The organism is Dokdonella sp. (genome assembly GCF_019634815.1).
In the GTDB taxonomy this organism is placed as follows: domain Bacteria; phylum Pseudomonadota; class Gammaproteobacteria; order Xanthomonadales; family Rhodanobacteraceae; genus Dokdonella_A.
On sequence record NZ_JAHCAP010000005.1, the window covers coordinates 114,608 to 134,253 of the forward strand.

Here is a 19,646-nt window from a genome sequence, read left to right on the forward strand (position 1 = left end):
GCGAGCAGCAAACTTCCGACCGACTGCCCGATAGCAGTCGATGCCCCACGAGCATCCAAAGGTCGGGCGCCACAGCACGCTGCGGTACCCGCCTGTCCAATGAGGCGAGGGCAATGCGCGCAATCCGAGCTGCAGAAGGCCGAGGAGTGGGGGGCGGACGCTTACGCCCAAACCGGCCGACCAGTCGGACCGGATACAAGCGCTGGATCAATGGTCGGCGATTTGATCGTTGCTTAACTTTTCAGGTGATATATTCATGACGCGAGGCAACCCGTCGGGGTGAAGGACTGCCCGCGAGCAGGGGGCATGCCGGATCCTTGGTTTGTTGTACACGGATGTCGGCACTTTTTGATCAACATCAACTGGGGGACTCCATGAAAACACCGATTTCGGCGGCCATCGTGGCCGCCATTGTCAGCACCTGTGGTTTGTCGTTCTCGTTGCAGGCAGCGAATTCGCCGCGCACCTACAAGGTGCTCGCGCCAACAGCTACCGCGCCTGCCGGCGCGACCTACATCGAAGGTTACGGGCGCTTTGCGCTCTATGGCGTGGATGCTGCCACGCTCGATCAGATGAAGGCGACTTCCGCCGACGTCCGCGCCGACGCAGAGGCGGACATGCTGCTGTTCAGCGCGCATCCGTTCGACACGCAGCTAGGCACGCTGCAGGCCCCGGCGCCGTTCTCCATGCGCGCGGCCGATGGGCCGAAGCTTCAGGTCGTGCAGTTCGTGGGACCTGTCAAGCAGAAATGGCTCGATGAACTCGCTGCGAGCGGGATCAAGCCCGTGCACTATGTCGCCAACAATGGCTATGTCGTCTGGACCGATACGCAGGCACAGGCGCAGCTCGCGCGGATGCGCTCGACGTGCTCGTGGCTGCAGTTCTCCGCGCCGTTGTATGGCTTCCTCAAGGTCGATCCGACCTTGACTGCGCAGTTGCTCAAGCCCGACTCAGGGAATGACAAGGTCGACGTGGTGGTCCAGGTTTATCGCCATGAACATGCGCAGCAGACGCGCAAGCTCGTGGAAAGCCTCGCGATCGTTCCACCCGTGCAACTTGGACCGCTGGGGCCGGGCAAGCCTAGCCTCGACTGGGCGCCGGTCGCTGGCCGCTATGACAACCTGCGCTTGCGGGTGAATCTCTCCGATCTGGTCAAGATTGCCGACCTTCCCGATGTCACCTTCGTCGGCGCCTTCTCGCCGCGTCGGATGCTTGATGAAAAGCAGGACATCATCATGACCGGCGATTTCACCCCCGGTCCCGCATCGGTCGACTACCTGCAATATCTCATCGACCATGGTTTCAGCCAGGATCCGATGGCCTATCCGATCGTGGATCTGACCGACAGCACGATCAACGAAGGCGGCTCCGGTGTTACGGTACTCAACACCGCTGACCCCAAGCTTCGCCTCGGCGGCAGTCCATCGGGTGCGGTACGTGTTTCCTACTTCCAGAACTGTTCGACCACGGCCAGCACGTCGGTCGGTGCGATCGATGGCCATGGCTCGCTCAACGCCGGCATCGTCATCGGCTACGACCAGACCACAGGTTTCCCCTATCAGGATTCGGACAATCATCAGTTGGGTCTGGGCGTCAATCCGTTTGGCCGCGTCGGCAGCACGGCCATCTTCGTTCCTGGCTACAACATAGATGCCTGCGGCGGTACCGATGCCGGCGTGATCAAGTCCAACTGGCAAAACGGCGCGCGTATCAGCAGCAATTCCTGGGGCGCCACAACGCCGCCGAGCACGTACGACGACTCCGACCAGGCCTACGACATCGGTGTGCGCGACGCCGATCCCGATACGGCCGGCAATCAGGAAATGATCTATGTCTTCGCGGCGGCCAACGATGGCCCGGGAGCGGCCACCGTTTCTTCACCGGGGGCAGGCAAGAACGTCATCACCGTGGGTGCTTCGGAAAATACCCGCCCGGGCTGGTCTGACGGTTGCGGCGTAGGCGCGACAGGTGCCGACAATGCCAATGACGTGATTGACTTCTCGAGCCGAGGCCCCGCACCCGGTGCTCGCGTCAAGCCCGAGATCATCGCGCCGGGTACCCATGTACAGTCCGGTGCCAGCAACTACTCCGGTTACGACGGCTCTGGCGTCTGCGATCAGTACTACCCGAATGGGCAGACTGTATTTGCCGCTTCGTCCGGCACCAGTCATTCAACCCCGGCGATCGCAGGCTTGGCATCACTTGCATACTGGTGGATCCAGCAAGGAGGCGCAGGAGCTGCGTCAGGGACCGTCGACATGATCGGCGGCAGTCGTGCGCCGAGCCCGGCCGGCATGAAGGCCTGGATGATGGCGCATCCGAAGTACCTCACCGGTGTGAGCGCCAACGACACCTTGCCCTCGAATGCGCAGGGTTACGGCATGCCGGTGATGAATGACATGTTCGATGCAACACCCAAGGTCGTGCTTGATCAGACCGAAACCTTCGACAACACGGGCGAAACCCGCACTTACACCTGGGGCATCGTCGATGCAGGCAAGCCGGTACGAATCGCGCTGGCCTATACCGATGCCTTCGGTGCTCTTGGCACCAGCCCGCAGGTCAACAATCTCGATCTCACGGTCGTGGTCAATGGTCAGACCTACCTTGGCAACGCGTTCACCGGGGCGTTCAGCAGCACGGGTGGCACGGCCGACAGCAAAAACAACTACGAGGCGGTATTCCTGCCGGCCGGCACCACGGGAGATCTCACCATCACGGTGACGGCAACCAACATTGCCGGTGATGGCGTGCCCAGTGTCGGCGATGCCACCGATCAGGACTTTGCCCTGGTCTGCAGCAACTGTTCGCAGGCACCCACGTTCACGATCAACGCGGCGCCACGACAGGCGGAAATGTGTGCGGGTGCGGATTTCAATTCCGCCATCACGATTGGTTCAATCCAGAGCTTCGTTGATCCCGTCACCTTGGCTTTGAGTGGAATCCCGGCTAGCACGAGTGGATCCGTCACCCCTGCCACCGTCACACCGCCGGGCAATGCAGCCGTTGCTGTTACCGGCTCACAAGCGGTCGTGGCAGGTGCGTACACGATGACCCTGACTGGCACTTCCGGCAGCATCGTCAAGTCGCTTGATTTCGACCTGACCTACGCAACCATCGTGCCGACGGCGCCAAACCTCGACTCGCCTGCCGATGGCGCAACCAACCTCGCCCAGTCCCCGCTGCTGAGCTGGATTGCTTCGCCGCAGGCAAGCAGCTACTTCGTCGAAGTGGCCAGCGACCCGGGCTTCACCACGGTGCTTGCCTCGGCAACCGTCAGCGGAACCAGTTGGGCCGTCACGCCCGCACTCAGCTCTAACGCGCAGTTCTACTGGCGTGTACGTGCGATCAATGCCTGCGGTAACAGCAGTTCCATCGACGGCGACCGCATCTTCGGTGATGGTTTCGATGGCGTTCCGTTGCCGCCACTGTCCCAGGTGTTTTCCTTCATCACCCAGGCGTTGCCCGGCGATTGTTCGATTGGTTCGACCGAGCAGGTACTGTGGACGGACGACCTTGAAGGGGATGTCAGCGCGTGGGCGCACAGCGGTACTCAGGATTCCTGGGGGATCGGCGCGACCGCCCATGGCGGTACCAAGGCATGGCAGGCAAACAACTTCGGCACGGTCTCCGACCAGCGTCTGGTCTCGCCGAGCGTGAGCCTGCCGGCGGCATTGAGCGGATTGAACCTGACGTTCTGGAACCAGCAGTCGTTGGAGGATCGCAGCGGAGGTTGCTTTGACGGCGCGATACTCGAAGTCTCGAACGATGCCGGCGCGACTTGGGCCCAAGTGCCCGGCGCGGCGATGCTGACGGATCCCTATGAGGGGCCGATTTCGTCGTCGTACTCGAATCCTCTCGGTGGCCTCAACGCCTGGTGCGGCGATCCGGCGCCCTACACGCGTTCTGTCGTCAACCTGCAAGCTTGGGCAGGGCAGACCGTCAAGTTGCGCTTCCGCATGGCCAACGACTCTTCGGTTGGACACGCGAACCCGGGTTGGGCGATTGACGATCTGAAGGTTGCCGGCTGCGCCACGAACTGATCCATGATCAATCACGGGGCGTGCGCTGCACACTCCGTTTTCAAGGACAGCCCCGCGCAATGCGGGGCTTTTTTTTCACGCAGCCGAGTCGGTGCGACACCAGCGGAAGCATGTCCTTCCCGCCTTCCGGCAAGAAAGGTCGAGTTGAATGCGCAGCTGCTCGCGATCCACGAAGCTGAGCATCCGTGCGGAGCGGCGCGTGTCTCGCATCAGCGAAACACGATTGGCGTACATGCGGCAAATCGATGCGTCCGTGTGCACAAGCTGAGTGAAAGATGCAGCGCTTGAACTGCTCATTGCTCGAGATGAGCAAGACAATCGTGCAGCGCTTCAACACACGAGCACGACAACCGCAGGCCTGCGAGTCAAGCACTCCCGTGCAGGTCGCGCTGCCCGCGTATGCAGTCATCGCGCCCCCTTAGCTGGCGCCCACAGGTCAAGGTTGCGGAAAAAGATGATCTCCCGTTTCAGCCCCTGTTGCGGACCGCCGCGGTGGTTTTTGCGCCTCGCGCGAAGCGACTTCGCACCTAGCGCACGACTTGCTGTTAGTCACGCGATACACGGTGTCGTTGTGCACGAAAGTGCCTGTTTCAAGCTGTTTCGTGCTATGGAAAAATGCATGGGTGTTTTTGCGTAGGGACGTCCAGACGGCTATGCGGGTGTCTTGGATGGGCTGCTGATGGTGGCTGTTGGTGAATGGTTGGGCCCGATTGCGGACTTCGGAAGCTGTTGTTTCGCTTTACAAAATTGTTGACACGTGCGCAAGACAGTAATAATTTCCGCAGCGGCGTGACCGACTGAACTAGGAATCATGACTGCGAATCGCTTCATCGACCCCTATGTCGACCATGGCACCAAGGCCGGCGCGGTGAAGAAGATCACTGTCTCCATTCCGTTTCATGTCTTGAGATTGTTGTCCGATGAACGTACTCGCCGACAGGTCGCGAACTTGCGTCACGCCACCAACAGCGATCTGCTTTGCGAAGCGTTCCTTCATGCTTTTACTGGGCAATCACTGCCAACTGACGAGGAGCTAAGACGCGATATGGCTACGAAAAAAGCAGCTGCAAAGAAACCCGCGAAGAAGGCTGTCAAGAAGGTCGCCAAAAAGGCCGCCAAGAAGACGACAGCGAAGGCAAAGACGGCAACCGCACGCAAGACGGGCGCTGCCAAGAAGGCCGTGAAGAAGGCCGTGAAGAAGACCGCGAAGAAAGCTGCCAAGAAGTAAGGCATTTTCTTCTGCTTTCGGCATGGATACATGCCGGACCACGTTTGAATGATCGAAGGCGGTGCGGCGGCTGGAGTTGAGCCGCAACATCCGCTGGTTGCGAAGCCGCCTGAGCGGCAATTCACAAAAAGCAACATTCGGAAAGTGCGTTTACCCTCTCCCCGCGGACAAGCCCAGCGCGGGGAGAGGATTTCCCCCCTCCTGCGTCATCCCGATTCCCTTGCGCTGCACGCGGCCACTCGGCTGACGGTTTGCCGTGCGTCCACACGACCAATTCCTGCAGGCGGGCGAGCTTCCGTCTGCGAACGGGCGGATGACGCCCCAAGCCACTCAGGGGCATGAGTCGCGGCGTGCAGTTGCACGAGGTTCGGAGCGTCCCCCGCGAACGGCCGGCGATGCGGCGCGATCTTCATATTGCCGGAACTTGGCGCGCAGCGTCCTTGCCGTTGATCAAACTATCCCGCCTCATCCGAGCAGCGGAATCACTTCGCATGCCACCGCCGTCGTCGACCAAGGCAATCCTGACAACGCGCCAACTCAGTCATGCTCCAGGCTGTGCCTGTGTTCGCGCAGTTGGTGCGGAGTTGCGGGCGAACTTGCTGACGGGCTTTCGATGCAGCCTGCTTGACGGGCACGCGTTGAAATGCAGGCGCAACGGAGCGGGATTTCGATTGCGGCCGGCTGCGGAAAAAAAGCGCTTTGGCTGCGCCGCGCTGGCCAGCCGGACGAGCCGACTCGAGACGCGGCTGGCGGAATCCCAGGCACCATCATGACTGCGCACCCTGATCGGTGCCGAATGAACGGGATCGAGAGCACGAGGGGGCGCTGATTGTCACAAACGTCCGCGCAATGTTCACCTGTCGCGTGAAAGTGCGTTCACGCGATCAACAAGGCCGTGTGGCAGCCTGAGTTCGCCGGGTCCGATTTTTGCAAGTCCTGCGTGCATTCCGGCCAAGGATGGCGATACTTTAGGCATCCGCTTTGCGGCGGGCACATTTTCAGGGGGTAGCACAATGCCAAATCCGAGTGGGAAGCGTGAAACCAGCCGTCGGGAGGCACTGCGGATGCAGGACTCGATGCAAAGCATTGACCGAGCCGGCATGCGTGGCGCCGTGTCGGCGAAACTCGCCATCATCATCGTGGTGGTCCTCGTTGCGGTGGCGGCAGCGTGGTGGTTCCTCGGGCGCGGCGGACAAGTCGCAAACAAGGCTTCGACGGCCACGCCGGGTGCCGCCACGCCGGCAGCCGCCACGGCAGGTGCCGAACCCGCCGCGCAGGTCGATCTCACGGTTGATCAGATTTATGGCGAGGCGCGCAAGGCGATGGCTGACAACCGCATGGTTTCGCCACCGGGCAACAATGCATTGGAGTACTACCTGCGCATCCTCGACAAGCGGCCTGACGACAGCAGCGCGAAGGATGCGCTGCGCGAATTGTTCCCCTTCGCCACCGCAGGCGTGGAAGACCAGATCAACCAGAACAACATGGATGAGGCGACGCGGATCATGGATCTGCTGGCCAAAGCCGACCCGAGCAATTACACGCTGACGATCCTGCGCAGCAAGATGGATGCAAAACGCAAACAGAACGAACGCGAGCTCGCGCTCAAGACGCAACAGGAAGCAGCCGCGGCGGCAGCCGAAGCGGCGAAGAAGGTGACCGAAGCCGCTCCCGCTGCCGGGGCTGGCACGACCGCGGCAACGGGTTCGAGTCAAGCAGCTGGCGGGGCGACAAGGGCGCCCGCAACGACCAATGCGCCGGAAGTGGCCACCACCACGCCGCCACCTACACCGGTGGCCCCGAAAGGCGAAAGCCGCGAGGTGCGTGTCGTGTCGCCGCCAAGGCCGAAATATCCGCCGGCAGCTGCGCGCAACCGGCAGAGCGGATGGGTGGAGGTCGAGTTCACCGTCGCGGCGAATGGTGAAGTCCAGAATGCCCACGTGACCGGATCGCAGCCGGCGCGCGTGTTCGACCGCGAGGCCGTGCGTGCCGTGGAAGGTGCCAAGTTCGAGCCCAAGCTGGTCGATGGCCAGCCGGTTGCATCGACGCTGCGTCGCCGAATCGAGTTCAACCTCGGCGAATGAGTCCAAGGCAGGTACAGCGGCATGCGCCGCTGTACCTCGCACAAGATGATCGGCGGCACGTTCAAGGTGGGGATCTTCAACATCCCGGGCTGCCGCCGGCGTCACCTGATCGTGGCCGACCTGCATGCTCGATGCAGGCCGCGATTCAGTTGCTGCCCACTACATCCGTCGTGTCTTCGCCACTTTCGTCTTCAATGCCGGCCCAATTCTCGTCGGGCAATCCCAGGTAACGATCCATCAGCATCGGCATGAGCCCGCTCGGCGTGGCGCTCTCGCAATTCCACAGCATCACGATGCCGAAACGGTGCCTGGGCAGGAAGGCGATCAGGGCGCGATAACCTTGCACGGCGCCCGCATGAAAGATCAGTGTTTCCCCGGCGTAGTCGTAGATGCGCCATCCCAAGGCATATTGCGCTTCCCGAAGCCGCCCGCGCCGCCAAGGCGTGATGCGCATTTCACGCGCGGTCTCCACCAGTGGCTTGTGCAAGGTTTCCAGCAAGGATTCGGATAGGACGTCTGGCCGTCCTCCCATCTGCGCGATCAGCCACTGTTCCATGTCGCGGATGCTGGCGTTCACGCCGGCTGCGGGTGCGACGCGGTAGTAGGCCTCGGCGGGTTCGAAGGAGGTCCAGCCGCCGGCGGCGCGATGATGAGGGCGCGCCCAGCTCGCGCTGCTTTCCAACGCGTCGCGGCCATAGGTTGCGGTGGTCATGCCCAGTGGATGGAACAGGCGCTTCTCGACCTGGTGGTAGTAGAAATCGCCGGTGGTGGCGAAGATCACATCGCCGATCAGGCTGAAGGCGATGTTCTGGTATCCGTAGCATTCGCCCACCGAACACTTGAGCGGAATTTCCTTCAGGCGATCCACCAGCAGTTCGTAGGGTTCATCCTGCTCGAGCAGGCGATCGTAGGTATTGTGCGGCAGGCCTACGCGGTGGCTGAGGATGTCCGCGACGGTCAACTCTGCGCCCGCACTCGCACTGCTCAGGGTGAATGTGGGCAGCAGCCCGGCGATTCGCGTATCCCATTTCAGCCGGCCATTCTCGACCAGCAGTCCGGCCATCGCCGTTGCGAACGACTTCGACAACGAAGCCAGGCGGAATACGGTCTTGACCGTGATCGGCTCGCGCGTATCCGCATCGGCGACGCCGATCCCGCGTTCAAGCAGGATGCGATCGTCCTTGACGATCGCGACCGCGAGTCCGGCCACTGCATTGCTGCCTTCCACCTCGTCGAGCCATCGATTGAATTCGCCAACAATCGGTGCCGGGTCACGCGCGACCGAATGAGCATCGGCAAGCGGAATCACGACCGCGGCCGGCACGGGTTTGCGTGCTGCCGGGCGACGGGCCTTCGACGGCTTGGCCGCCGCGCGGGGAGCCTTGCTTCCGGCGCCGGGCTTGTGCGCCGCAGTTGCGGTCATTCCATCAGTCGTGGAAGCGCAAAGGGCCACTGCAGCGACGACCAGCAAGGCAAGTCGGGTACGTCTCATGCTCATTTCCGGGGCCGCCAACCAGCCACGTGCTAATCTCGGCCCAACAAGGCCGAAACGTGCTGATTCTAGTTCCGCCGGCAATCGGATGACAGACATGGGCATGATCATTTTTCTACTGGTCGTACTTGGCTGCGCGGGGTACGCGATTGGTCTTTACAACGGGCTCATCACGGGGCGCAACGGTTACCGGAACGCGTTTGCACAGATCGATGTTCAGCTCACGCGACGCTACGACCTCATACCGAACCTGGTCGAGACGGCCAAGGCCTACATGGCGCATGAGCGCAACACGCTCGAAGCGGTGGTGCAGGCACGCAACTCGGCAGTGACCGGCTTGTCCGCGGCCAAGTCGACTCCGGGCGACGCGGTGGCAATGCAGCAACTGGCCAAGGCCGACGACGCACTGACGCAGACGCTCGGGCGGCTGTTCGCCCTTTCCGAAGCCTATCCCGACCTCAAGGCCAACCAGAACATGCTGCAACTCAGCGGAGAGCTGGCGGCCACCGAAAACAAGGTCGCTTCCGCGCGCCAGGCTTTCAACGACGCGGTAATGGCCTACAACAACCAGCGCGAACAGTTTCCCGGCTCGATCATCGCCAACATGTTTGCATTCCAGGCTGCACAGCAGCTGGCGATCGAATCCGAGGTCAAGCGCGAAGTACCCAAAGTCTCGTTCAGCTGATCGGCGCCGCCGCGGTTGTTTTTTCCGGTGTCGCCCTTTGAGCCGGCGAGCGAACTGCTTCGTTCATCAAGAGCAGCCATGTCGGCAGACACGGCGCCTGTGGCTCCTGTTTGAGCACGCATTGGCCGCCGTGGTGGCGCTCTGACGGCGTGATCGATCTGTTGCCTGGTCACTCACCCGGCGTCGAGACTGGAGGCCTGTTCGTTCTGGTCTTGTGTATCGCCGCCGCGATTGGCCCGGGTTGGCTGTATCGAATTTCCACGTCGCGCGGCGGAGCAGGCCGAGACAGCAAGTGCGTTGATGCCGGCCCCGCAGCTGAAAGACGATCCCCTGACCCGTAGTCGCGCAGGGTCTCCTGCCACCGCCGGTTCAGAGCCAGCGCCGATGTGCGAAGCTGTGTGTGGATCCCTCGACCTGCCTGCGGCTTGCGGACCCTGATCCGCTCGGCGAGCATAGACGACCGCTCGCCCTTCTTTGCGCATGGCTTCGCCCACCGATCCCATCCACCTCCGTCTGGAACAGCTGCTCGCCGCCTTTGGCACGCGCGTCAAGGTGCTGCTGTCGGGCTATGGGCTGGACAAGCACGGCATCGACCCCGCTGACGTCGAGCAGGAGGTCCGCATCCGGCTCTGGCATGCCCTCGAGCGTGACCGGTCCGGGGCCTTTCATGCGTCTTATGTGCAGAGGGTTGTTGCGAGCACCGTGATCGATGCGCTGCGACGGGCCCAGGTTCGGGCGGCAGAGCCGCTTCCGGACGAGGACGATGAAGCGGTCGGGCTGGAAACGACGCAGATCGCCCCTGATCGCCGGGCCGGCGATTTGGAGCGGATGCAGGGCCTCAAGCGTTGTCTGGATGGAATTCCGGAGCGCCGCAGGTTGCCGATCGCCTTGCACCTGCAGGGTTTCTCGCTGCAGGAAATTGCCGATCTGGCCGATATTCCTTCGGCCGAAGCGGCGAGGAAATTGGTCTCCCGCGGGCTTGAGGAGCTCAAGCAGCGTTTGCGGGATCTGGGACTGGGTGAATTCGAAGATTGATGCCATGAACAAGCCATCTCTTTCAAGCCTGTATCGTCGCCTGACCGCGCGCAACGAGTCAGTCGAGGTCGACGCCGCCGCGCTGACCGCCACGCTCGCGCGCCAGCCGGTCGCAGCGGAGAAGCGCGCTGCGGCGATCGATGCCTTGTCCGAATCGGCAGCGCATGCCGATCTCGCGCGCATGCTGACGGCATTGCAGGGAGATTCCGCGCTGCTCGCCGAGCAGGTGCAGGTCGTGCGTCGCGGCGCGCTGGTCCATGCGCGCGTCGGCACACCGCGCCGCCACGGTCATTCGATGCGCTTGCGTTGGGCTACGTCGCTCGCCGCGGGCGTCGTGCTGGCGGTTGCCGCGGTATCGATCCATGAGCGCGATCTTGCCGCAGGCTCATCGAGTTCGAGCGCACCGGTGGCGACGCACGTATCGCCTGGCGTTGCGTTGGGCGATTCGATTTTCAGGTCGGGCTATGACGGTCCCGCGAGTGCGGCCGATCCGCAGTCCGACCGGGTGTTTCGCAGCAACTTTTCGGAAGGCGGCAGCTGAGTCCGCAATCAGTCGAGAAATTGCCAGCGCCCGCCCGCCGCGGACGTCTTGCTGTCGGATTTTGTGTAGGATGGGCGTGACCTGATTCACGTTGCGCAGGGATTTCCGGGGGAGGAGCCGCGCCGTGCCGTCCTACAGCGAGCAGTTCACGACGGGCCAGTTGATTTTCGCCGAAGGTGATGCGCCGACCGGCGCTTTCCTGATCGAGTCGGGCCACATCGAAATCAGCACCGTGCAATTTGGCGAGCGGCGCGTGTTGGGTGAGCTCGGGCCTGGCATGCTGCTCGGCGAGATGGCGGTGATCGATGACTCCTCGCGCACCGCGACTGCCCGCGCGCTCACCGATTGTCAATTGACGCGCATCGACGCCGGTCAGTTCGCCGAACGCCTGGCGACTGCTGATCCGGTGGTGCGCGCCCTGCTGTTGAGCCAGCTCAGCCGCTATCGTTCGGCATTGGCCAAGCTCACCGGTGGCTGTGATCCAGGCGCCGAAGTGGGCTTGCCGGGCGATGGCGATTTGCGCGCGATCGACAAGATCCGGCTCGAAAGCGAGTTGCGTGCGGCCTTGGAGCGCAAGGAACTCGAGGTGCGCCTGCAGCCGATCGAGGAAATCGAGAGCGGCACGATTGCGGGCTATGAGGCGCTGATCCGCTGGCGCCATCCGCAGCGCGGCGATGTCTCGCCTGCCGAATTCATCCGCCTTGCCGAAGAGACCTCGCTGATCGTGCCGATTGGCGACTACATGCTGGAGCAGGTCTGCGACGTGCTGGTCAAATTGCGCGATCGCGGGCGCAAGCCACTGCCCTTCATTGCCCTCAACGTGTCGGCACGACAACTCGACGATCCGGATCTGGTGGACCGCATCATCGGCAAGGTGCGGGCGCGCAACCTTCCCCCGAGTCGTCTCAAGATCGAAATCACCGAAAGCCTCGTCCTCGATCAGGCGCGCATCGCGCCGCTGCTTGAACGCTGCCATGCGGTCGGCATGCCGGTGGCGTTGGATGATTTCGGTACCGGCTTCTCCAACCTCGGGCCACTGCTGACGCTCGATTTCGATCAGATCAAACTCGATGCCAGTTTTGTGCGGGCGTTGGATCGCCCGCGTGGCGTGGCCGTGGTCGGCACCGTGGTGGCGATGGCACGAGCGCTCGACAGCGACCTCGTCGCCGAAGGCGTGGAGACGCGCGAGCAGCGCGAGACCCTGCACCGGCTCGGCTGCCGCTATGCGCAGGGCTGGCTGGTGGGGCGTCCGCAATTGCTCGATCAGATCCTGAACGGCTGAAGGCGCCAAGAAACCTTCGCCTTCGCCCGTGGTCGGAAGGGCCGCCGCACGCTCGTGCGATCATTCGCCCTTTCCCGGAAACCGTTGATGGACATGCCACAAACCACAACCGCCGCAGCGGCCTTCGCCGCGCTGCGCGAAGACCTCGGCCAATGCATCATCGGCCAGGAAGCCCTGATCGATCGCCTGTTGATTGCCCTGCTCGCCGACGGCCACCTGTTGGTCGAAGGGGCGCCGGGCCTGGCCAAGACCACGGCGATCAAGGAACTCGCCGCCCGCATCGAGGCGGATTTCCACCGTGTGCAGTTCACGCCCGACCTGCTGCCAGCCGACCTCACCGGCACCGAGATCTATCGACCGCAGACCGGCAGCTTCGAATTCCAGCGCGGGCCGATCTTTCACAACGTGATCCTCGCCGACGAGGTCAATCGCGCACCCGCCAAGGTGCAATCGGCCCTGCTCGAGGCGATGGGTGAACGGCAGGTCACGATCGGCCGCGATACCTACGCCTTGCCCGATTTGTTTCTGGTGATGGCGACGCAGAATCCGATCGAGCAGGAAGGTACCTATCCCTTGCCCGAGGCGCAGCTCGATCGCTTCCTGCTGCATGTGCGTGTGGACTATCCCAAGGCAGCAGCCGAAGCGGCGATCCTCAAGTTCGCGCGCGAGCGCGCCCGCCATGCGCTCAGCCACACGGCCAAACCGGTGCAGCGCCTGACGCAGGCGCAGGTGTTCGCTGCGCGCAGTCAGGTGCTTGATCTGCACCTTGCGCCGCAACTCGAACAGTACCTGGTCGAGCTCGTGCTTGCCACGCGTGATCCCGCGAGTTTTGGTCCGGAACTGGCGCGCTACGTTGCCTTCGGCGCGAGCCCGCGCGGCACCATCGCGCTCGATCGCTGCGCGCGTGCGCATGCCTGGCTGCATGGGCGCGACTTTGTCACGCCCGAAGATGTTCACGCGATCGCTGCCGACGTGCTGCGTCATCGCGTCCTGATCAGCTACGAAGCCGAGGCCGAAGGCATCGATGCCGATCAGGTGATCGCGCGACTGCTCGAGCGCGTGCCGCTGCCGTGAGACAGGGCCTGCGACAATCCGCGTGCTCTTGCGGAGGCGTGCTGGCGATGGTCATGCGTGCCACGGACGTGCGTGTCATGGAGGCGCGGTGATGATTCGCGACAAGCATCCCGGGTCGGGCGGGGGCGTGCACGTCGCGCTCGACGAACTGATCGCGCTGTCGGCAATGGCGCATGGCGCGGCGCTTGCGCGCGAACGCCGCACCGCTGCCCTGCGCTCGGGCACCAGCGTGTCGCGCTGGCGCGGCCGCGGCGTCGACTTTCGTGAGTCGCGCATCTACCAGCCCGGGGACGAAATCCGGCATATGGATTGGCGCGTGACCGCGCGCACCAACAAGCCACATACCAAATTGTTCGAGGAAGAACGCGAACAGGCGCTGTTGCTGGCGCTCGATTGCAATCCATCGATGCGGTTCGGCACACGCGCACGCTTCAAGAGCGTGCAGGCCGCGCGTGCGGCAGCCTTGCTTGCCTGGATGGCCAGTCGTGCCGGTGATCGCGTTGGCGTGATCGGCTTCGGCGGGGGCGTGAACGGCGAGGTCAAACCTGCCGGTGGCCGGCGTGGCGTTCTGCGCGTGCTGCGCGCGATCCGCGACTGGGATCACGCGCCTGACAAGGGCAGCAACGATGACTTGTCGCAGGCGCTTGCGCGCATGCGGCACGTGCTGCGGCCGGGCATGCGTCTGGTGCTGCTCACTGATGGATTCAGCGCGGATGCACCCGCGGTCTTGCCCCTGCCGCAATTGGCTGCGCGCCACGAAATTGCCGTGGTCCTGCTGCGAGACGCACTCGAACTGCACGCGCCGCCGCCGGGGCGTTACGCCGTGCATCTTGGCGCGACACGCCGCATCGTCGACTTCGCCGATCCGCGCGTGCGTGATGCCTGGGTTGCGCGGTTTTCACAATCACGCACGCGCCTGCTCGATGAATGCCGCCGACTCGGCATCCGCGTGGTCGAGCTCGACACCGATGCCGATTTGCGCCAGGCGCTGATGCCGCTGCTGGCGCGTTCGCGGTCATCGAAGGTGGTGGCATGAGCGCGCTCCCTGCTGCTGCGGCGCCCGCTGCGGCCTTGCCGCTGCATGACATCCATCTGCCGGCCGCACCCGGATGGTGGCCGCCGGCTCCGGGTTGGTGGCTGCTCGCGACGATCATCGGGGTTGTCGCCGGCCTGGCCATGCGTTGGCTCTGGCGACGCTGGCGCTTGCACCGCTGGCACGCACGCGTGCGTGATGCGCTTGATCGCATTGCCGCCAGCCATGCAAGCCGTCCCGATCCGGTTCGCGTCGCAGCCGAGGTCTCGCAGTTGCTGCGGCGAGCGTGCCTGTCGCTCGATCCGGCAGCCGCTGCCCTCAAGGGGGAGGCGTGGCTCGATTTCCTCGATGCGCGCCTGGACCCCGAACCGGTCGGCGCGGCACCGTTCCGCGAGGGGGCGGGACGCGCCTTGCTCGAGCTGCCGTATCGGCGCGAGGCGATCGACGATTGCAGCGCGCAGGCACTGCTCGCCTTGACGCGGCAGTGGCTCGACACCGCACTGCGCAAGGGGCCGCGTCATGTTTGAATTTGCATGGCCTTGGCTGTTCGCGGCCCTGCCACTGCCCCTGCTGTCGGCCTGGTTGTTGCCGCGTGCACGTGATTGGGCCGGATCGATGCTGCATCTCCCGCACGCGGGAATGGCCCTGCCGATGCAGCATGATGCTTCGCCGGTGACTCCACTGCGGCGCTGGCTGGCCTTGTTGTCATGGGTGCTGCTGGTGTGTGCGGCGGCACGGCCGCAGTGGCTCGGTCCGCCCGAGGACGTGGCTCGTTCGGGACGCGACCTGCTGCTTGCAATCGATACCTCGGGCAGCATGAGCATCGAGGACATGCAATTGGGCGGCGCACCAGCGCAGCGCTTCGCGGCAATCCAGGCGATCGCCAGTGATTTCATCCACCGCCGCGAGGGTGACCGCGTCGGTCTCGTGCTGTTCGGTTCGCGCGCCTATCTGCTGGTGCCGCTCACCTTCGACCTCAAGACCGTCGGCCAGCAGCTGATGGAATCGACCATTGGTCTGGCTGGTCGTGAAACCGCGATCGGTGATGCGGTTGGTCTGGCCGTCAAGCGAATGCGTGACCGACCCGAGCAGCAGCGCGTGCTGATTCTGCTCACCGATGGCGTCAATACCGCGGGCGAGCTCTCGCCGCAAAAGGCGATTGAACTGGCTGAGGCGAACCATGTTCGCATCTACACCATCGGTGTCGGCGCCGACGCGATGCGCGTGGACTCGCTGTTCGGCAGCCGTATGGTCAATCCGTCGGCCGATCTCGACGAGGCGATGCTCACGCAGATGGCACAGACCACCGGCGGAAAGTATTTTCGAGCGCGCAACAGCGAAGAACTCGCCGACATCTATCGGCAGATCAACAAACTCGAGCCGATCGATGACAGCAAGGAAAGCCTGCGCCCGGTCGATGAGTTGTACTGGATGGCGCTGGCGGCGGCCCTGCTGGTCGCCGCTGGTGCATTTGCGGCGCCGCTTTGGCGCATGCCGGTTCAGGGCAGGGCGGGCGCCGGATGAATGCCTTGGCAAACCTGCATTTCCTGCGACCCTGGGCCCTGCTCGCATTGGCTGCGCTGCCCCTGTTGTGGCTGCTTGCGCGGCGCGTCGGCGCCGATGCCGGCGGCTGGCGCAACGCGGTCGACCCGCATCTGTTGCCTCATCTGATTGAACGCAGCGATGGCAACGGCGCACGCGCTGCGCGCTTGCTGGCGGCACTGGCGTGGACGCTGGCTTGCATCGCGCTTGCCGGCCCGGCCTGGGAGCGCGAGCCGATGCCATTGTTGCGCAACGAAGCGGCGCGCGTGTTTGCGCTGGAACTGGCGCCGAGCATGCTTGCACAGGATCTCAAGCCCAGTCGCCTCGAACGTGCCCGCTTCAAGCTCGACGACCTGCTCGAACGCAGCCGTGATTACCAAAGCGCCCTGATCGGATACGCCGGCGAAGCCTTCGTTGCCGCACCGCTGACCGATGATGTCGGGACCGTGCGTCACCTGGTGGGCGCGCTCGATCCTTCGACCATGCCGGTGGCAGGCAATGCGACCGATCGCGCGATCGACAAGGCCGTTTCCCTGATGGAACAGGCCGGCGCGCATCATGGTCAGATCGTGCTGATCGCCGACTCCGCCAATGGTGCATCGCGTGCCGCTGCAAAACGCGCGCATGACAAGGGTTTCACGGTGTCGGTGCTCGGCGTGGGCACCGCAGCGGGCGCGCCGGTTCCGCTGGCACAAGGTGACTTCCTCAAGGATGCGGGCGGGAATGTCGTGCTCACCCGACTCGACGAGGCGGCCTTGCGCGAACTCGCGGCGGTGGGTGGCGGACATTACGCAACCCTCGCCGCCGGTCGCGGCGATCTCGATGCCTTGTTGCCGGACCAGGCCCGCGTTGATGTGGCCAAAACCGCCACAAGCGCTGGCAAGGCGATCGGTGAGCGCTGGCGCGATCGCGGCCCGTGGTTGCTGCTGCTGTTGCTGCCGCTGGCCTTGATCGGCTTTCGGCGCGGCTGGTTGATGCTGCTGGTACTGGCCTTGTTTGCGCCACCGCCCAGCGCGCAGGCGGCGAGTCTGTCCGATCTGTGGCAGCGCCGCGATCAGCAGACCGCTGCGGCGCTCGCGCGTGGCGATGCCAAGGCTGCGGCGCAGCTCGCGCCGGATGCGGCATGGCGTGGTGGTGCTGCATATCGGGAAGGCGACTTTGCGCGGGCGGCCGACGAGTATGCGAAGGTCGACAGCGCCGATGGTGCCTACAACCGTGGCAATGCACTCGCGCAGAGCGGCCATCTCGAAGATGCCCTGGCAGCCTATGATCAGGCGCTTGCGCGCGAGCCGGGCATGCCCGATGCGGTGGCCAATCGCAAGATCGTCGAGGATGCGCTCAAGAAGCAGCAACAAAAGCAACAGCAACAACAACAACAGCAACAAAATCAGAATCAGCAGCAGGGCAAGAAGAGCCAGCAGGGACAGCAGGATCAACAGGGTCAGCAAGGCCAGCAGGATCAACAGGGCCAGCAGGATCAACAGGGCCAGCAGGATCAACAGGGCCAGCAGGATCAACAGGGCCAGCAGGATCAACAGGGCCAGCAGGATCAACAGGGCGAACAGAACCCGCGGGATCAGCAAGCCAAGCCATCGCAGCAGCAGTCACAACAGCACGAAGCGGGTGATCAGCAGGACGCAAAGGCGTCCGAACAACAGCGCCAGGCGCTCGCAAATGCGGTCGATCAGGCGCTCGCCGCCAAGGATCAGCCGCAGTCTGCGCAACCGGCGGAGGCTCCCCGGCAACAGGATCCTGCCGCGCGCGAGAAGCAGCAGGCGCTCGAACAATGGTTGCAGCGCGTACCCGACGATCCCGGTGGTCTGCTGCGGCGCAAGTTCATGCTCGAATACCAGCGCCGCCAGCAGGGCGGAGGAGATGGATCATGAAATCCAGGGTGATGCGCCTGCTCGTCTGCATGGCGCTGTTTGGCTGGATGTCGATCGCATTCGCGGCCGACACCGCGCGCGCCTGGCTCGATCGCGACAGCATGCGTCTGGGTGAAACCGTCACGCTCAACGTCGAAACCACCGATGCCAATGCCGTCGCGCCCGATTTCTCCGCATTGACCAAGGACTTCGATGTCGGTGGTACGCAGTCGAGTCAACAGGTCAGCATCGTCAACGGAGCGCGCAGCGCGAAGATGCTGTGGGCGGTCGCGCTGCAGCCGCGCCACGAGGGGCGCATCACGATAGCGCCGATCGCTGTTGGATCGGCGAGTACGGCCGTGCTCACGCTCGAAGTGGGTGCAGCGGCACCGCCCGCTCAAGCCGGCGGTGAGGTGTTCTTCGAGGTCGACGCGCAACCACGCAATCCCTGGGTGCAGCAGCAGGTGCGCTACACCGTCAAGCTCTACTACGCAGTCGATCTCACCGGCGGCAACATCGATCCTCCCAAGGCCGATGGCCTGAGCGTGCAGCATCTGGGACAGGACAAGCAGTACGTCGCCAATGTCGGCGGCAAGCGTTATCAGGTCGTCGAACAGCACTATGCACTCACGCCCGAACGCAGTGGCACGATCGAATTGCCGGCCTTGCAGTTTCGCGGCGCCACACTCGACCTGCGCGATCCGAGTTCCTTTTTCAGCCGAGGTCGCCAGATTTCGGCGCGGTCGCAGCCGATCACGCTCGAGGTGCAGCCACAGCCAGCGATCTGGCCGACCGACCAGCCCTGGCTGCCCGCCGCGTCGCTGATCCTGCAGGACGAAAGTGAATTGCCGACCCAGGTGCATGTCGGCGACGCGGTCACGCGCACGATCCGCCTGCAGGCGCAAGGACTGAGCTATGCGCAATTGCCCGAGCTGCAACTGCCGGCGATTGCGGCGGCCGATGTCTATCCGGACAAGAGCGATACACGCACGCGCGATGATGGCGACTGGCTCTATGGCGAGCGCGTGCGCAAGTTCGCGATCGTGCCGCGGCATGCCGGCAACCTGACCGTGCCGGGTGTGCGCGTCACATGGTGGAATACGCAGACGGCCCGGCTTGAAACGACGCAATTGCCGGAACGCAGCATCGAAGTCTTGCCCGCGCTTGCCGGCAGTGGGGTGGCGGCTCCCGTGCCGCCCTCAAGCGCGGTTTCGCCGCCTTCGACGCCCACGCAGGGCGCCGCGCCATCGATGGCGCCGACCAATCCATATGCACCTCTGCTTGCCGATTCACAGGCGCGCTTTTGGCGCATTGCCGCGGCACTGCTGCTGGCGGCGTGGCTGGCAACGGCGTTCGGCTGGTGGTTGCATTGGCGGCGTGCGGCCCAGCGCGTGCCGGACAGGCATGTGCAGGTCGACGGGACTGCGGGAACGCATCGTGCGGCCTTCCTGCGCGCCTGCTCGCTGGGTGAGCTGGCTGCCGCGGAGCGCGCACTGGTCGCATGGTCGCGCAGCGAGCGCAGTCAGGTGCGCAATCTCGGCGAACTTGCGCGGCAGCTTGCCGATGCGCCCCAGCGCGACGCGCTCGCACGGCTGCAGCGCGTGCGCTATGCCGGCGCCGCTGGCGACGGGCTCGGCGAGCAGTTGCAGGCTGCCTTCCGCCAAGGGATCGCATGGCCCGCTGCTGCCAGCCGGAGTGCGAGCGCGGAGCCCTTGCCCGCGCTCTATCCCGAGCGCGATTGA

Annotated in this window: 14 protein-coding genes; 13 read left to right on the top strand and 1 reads right to left on the bottom strand. The window is 64.0% G+C overall.

The features are described 5' to 3' along the window. Nucleotides 1-374 precede the first annotated feature (374 nt). The 3 genes from KF759_RS04470 to KF759_RS04480 all read left to right on the top strand — a co-directional run bounded on the left by KF759_RS04470 (nt 375) and on the right by KF759_RS04480 (nt 7,355). Nucleotides 375-4,043 (top strand): S8 family serine peptidase, encoded by a 3,669-nt coding sequence (locus KF759_RS04470; RefSeq protein WP_291223204.1) that lies wholly within the window; start codon nt 375-377, stop codon nt 4,041-4,043. A gap of 811 nt (nt 4,044-4,854) precedes the next feature. Then, nucleotides 4,855-5,271: a met regulon transcriptional regulator MetJ gene (gene metJ / locus KF759_RS14240; protein WP_345777417.1), complete on the top strand. Its 417-nt coding sequence runs from the start codon at nt 4,855-4,857 to the stop codon at nt 5,269-5,271. A 1,076-nt stretch (nt 5,272-6,347) separates the two neighbouring features. Next, a complete protein-coding gene (locus tag KF759_RS04480) occupies nt 6,348-7,355 on the top strand; it encodes an energy transducer TonB (protein ID WP_291223205.1) in 1,008 nt (335 codons plus the stop codon). 145 nt (nt 7,356-7,500) lie between these two features. Here KF759_RS04480 and KF759_RS04485 read toward each other — a convergent pair whose 3' ends face one another. Next, nucleotides 7,501-8,847 carry a serine hydrolase gene (locus KF759_RS04485; protein WP_345777418.1) on the bottom strand — a complete coding sequence of 449 codons (1,347 nt, stop codon included), beginning with the start codon at nt 8,845-8,847 and terminating at the stop codon, nt 7,501-7,503. 97 nt (nt 8,848-8,944) lie between these two features. On the opposite strand from KF759_RS04485, the gene KF759_RS04490 reads away from it, so the two are divergent. The 10 genes from KF759_RS04490 to KF759_RS04535 all read left to right on the top strand — a co-directional run bounded on the left by KF759_RS04490 (nt 8,945) and on the right by KF759_RS04535 (nt 19,646). Then, on the top strand, nt 8,945-9,532 hold the full coding sequence (locus tag KF759_RS04490; RefSeq protein ID WP_291223207.1) for a LemA family protein: 588 nt from the start codon (nt 8,945-8,947) through the stop codon (nt 9,530-9,532). Between the two features lie 480 nt (nt 9,533-10,012). Next, a complete protein-coding gene (locus tag KF759_RS04495; protein WP_291223208.1) occupies nt 10,013-10,567 on the top strand; it encodes a sigma-70 family RNA polymerase sigma factor in 555 nt (184 codons plus the stop codon). Nucleotides 10,568-10,571: 4 nt separating this feature from the next. Next, a complete protein-coding gene (locus tag KF759_RS04500) occupies nt 10,572-11,108 on the top strand; it encodes a hypothetical protein (RefSeq protein WP_291223209.1) in 537 nt (178 codons plus the stop codon). Nucleotides 11,109-11,232: 124 nt separating this feature from the next. Next, nucleotides 11,233-12,390, top strand: coding sequence for an EAL domain-containing protein (locus KF759_RS04505; protein WP_291223210.1), 1,158 nt, complete (start codon nt 11,233-11,235; stop codon nt 12,388-12,390). A gap of 87 nt (nt 12,391-12,477) precedes the next feature. Then, complete coding sequence (locus KF759_RS04510) at nt 12,478-13,464, top strand: MoxR family ATPase (RefSeq protein WP_291223211.1); 987 nt, start codon at nt 12,478-12,480, stop codon at nt 13,462-13,464. 91 nt (nt 13,465-13,555) lie between these two features. Further along, nucleotides 13,556-14,500, top strand: coding sequence for a DUF58 domain-containing protein (locus KF759_RS04515; protein ID WP_291223212.1), 945 nt, complete (start codon nt 13,556-13,558; stop codon nt 14,498-14,500). Continuing rightward, nucleotides 14,497-15,024, top strand: coding sequence for a DUF4381 domain-containing protein (locus KF759_RS04520; RefSeq protein WP_291223213.1), 528 nt, complete (start codon nt 14,497-14,499; stop codon nt 15,022-15,024). The genes KF759_RS04515 and KF759_RS04520 overlap by 4 nt, the downstream gene beginning before the upstream one ends. After that, nucleotides 15,017-16,021, top strand: a complete 1,005-nt coding sequence (locus KF759_RS04525) for a VWA domain-containing protein (RefSeq protein WP_291223214.1) — start codon at nt 15,017-15,019, stop codon at nt 16,019-16,021. The genes KF759_RS04520 and KF759_RS04525 overlap by 8 nt, the downstream gene beginning before the upstream one ends. Next, nucleotides 16,018-17,925 carry a VWA domain-containing protein gene (locus tag KF759_RS04530; RefSeq protein ID WP_291223215.1) on the top strand — a complete coding sequence of 636 codons (1,908 nt, stop codon included), beginning with the start codon at nt 16,018-16,020 and terminating at the stop codon, nt 17,923-17,925. Before KF759_RS04525 ends, KF759_RS04530 begins: the two co-directional genes overlap by 4 nt. Then, entirely contained in the window at nt 17,922-19,646 is a 1,725-nt protein-coding gene (locus KF759_RS04535; protein WP_291223216.1) for a BatD family protein, read from the top strand. The genes KF759_RS04530 and KF759_RS04535 overlap by 4 nt, the downstream gene beginning before the upstream one ends.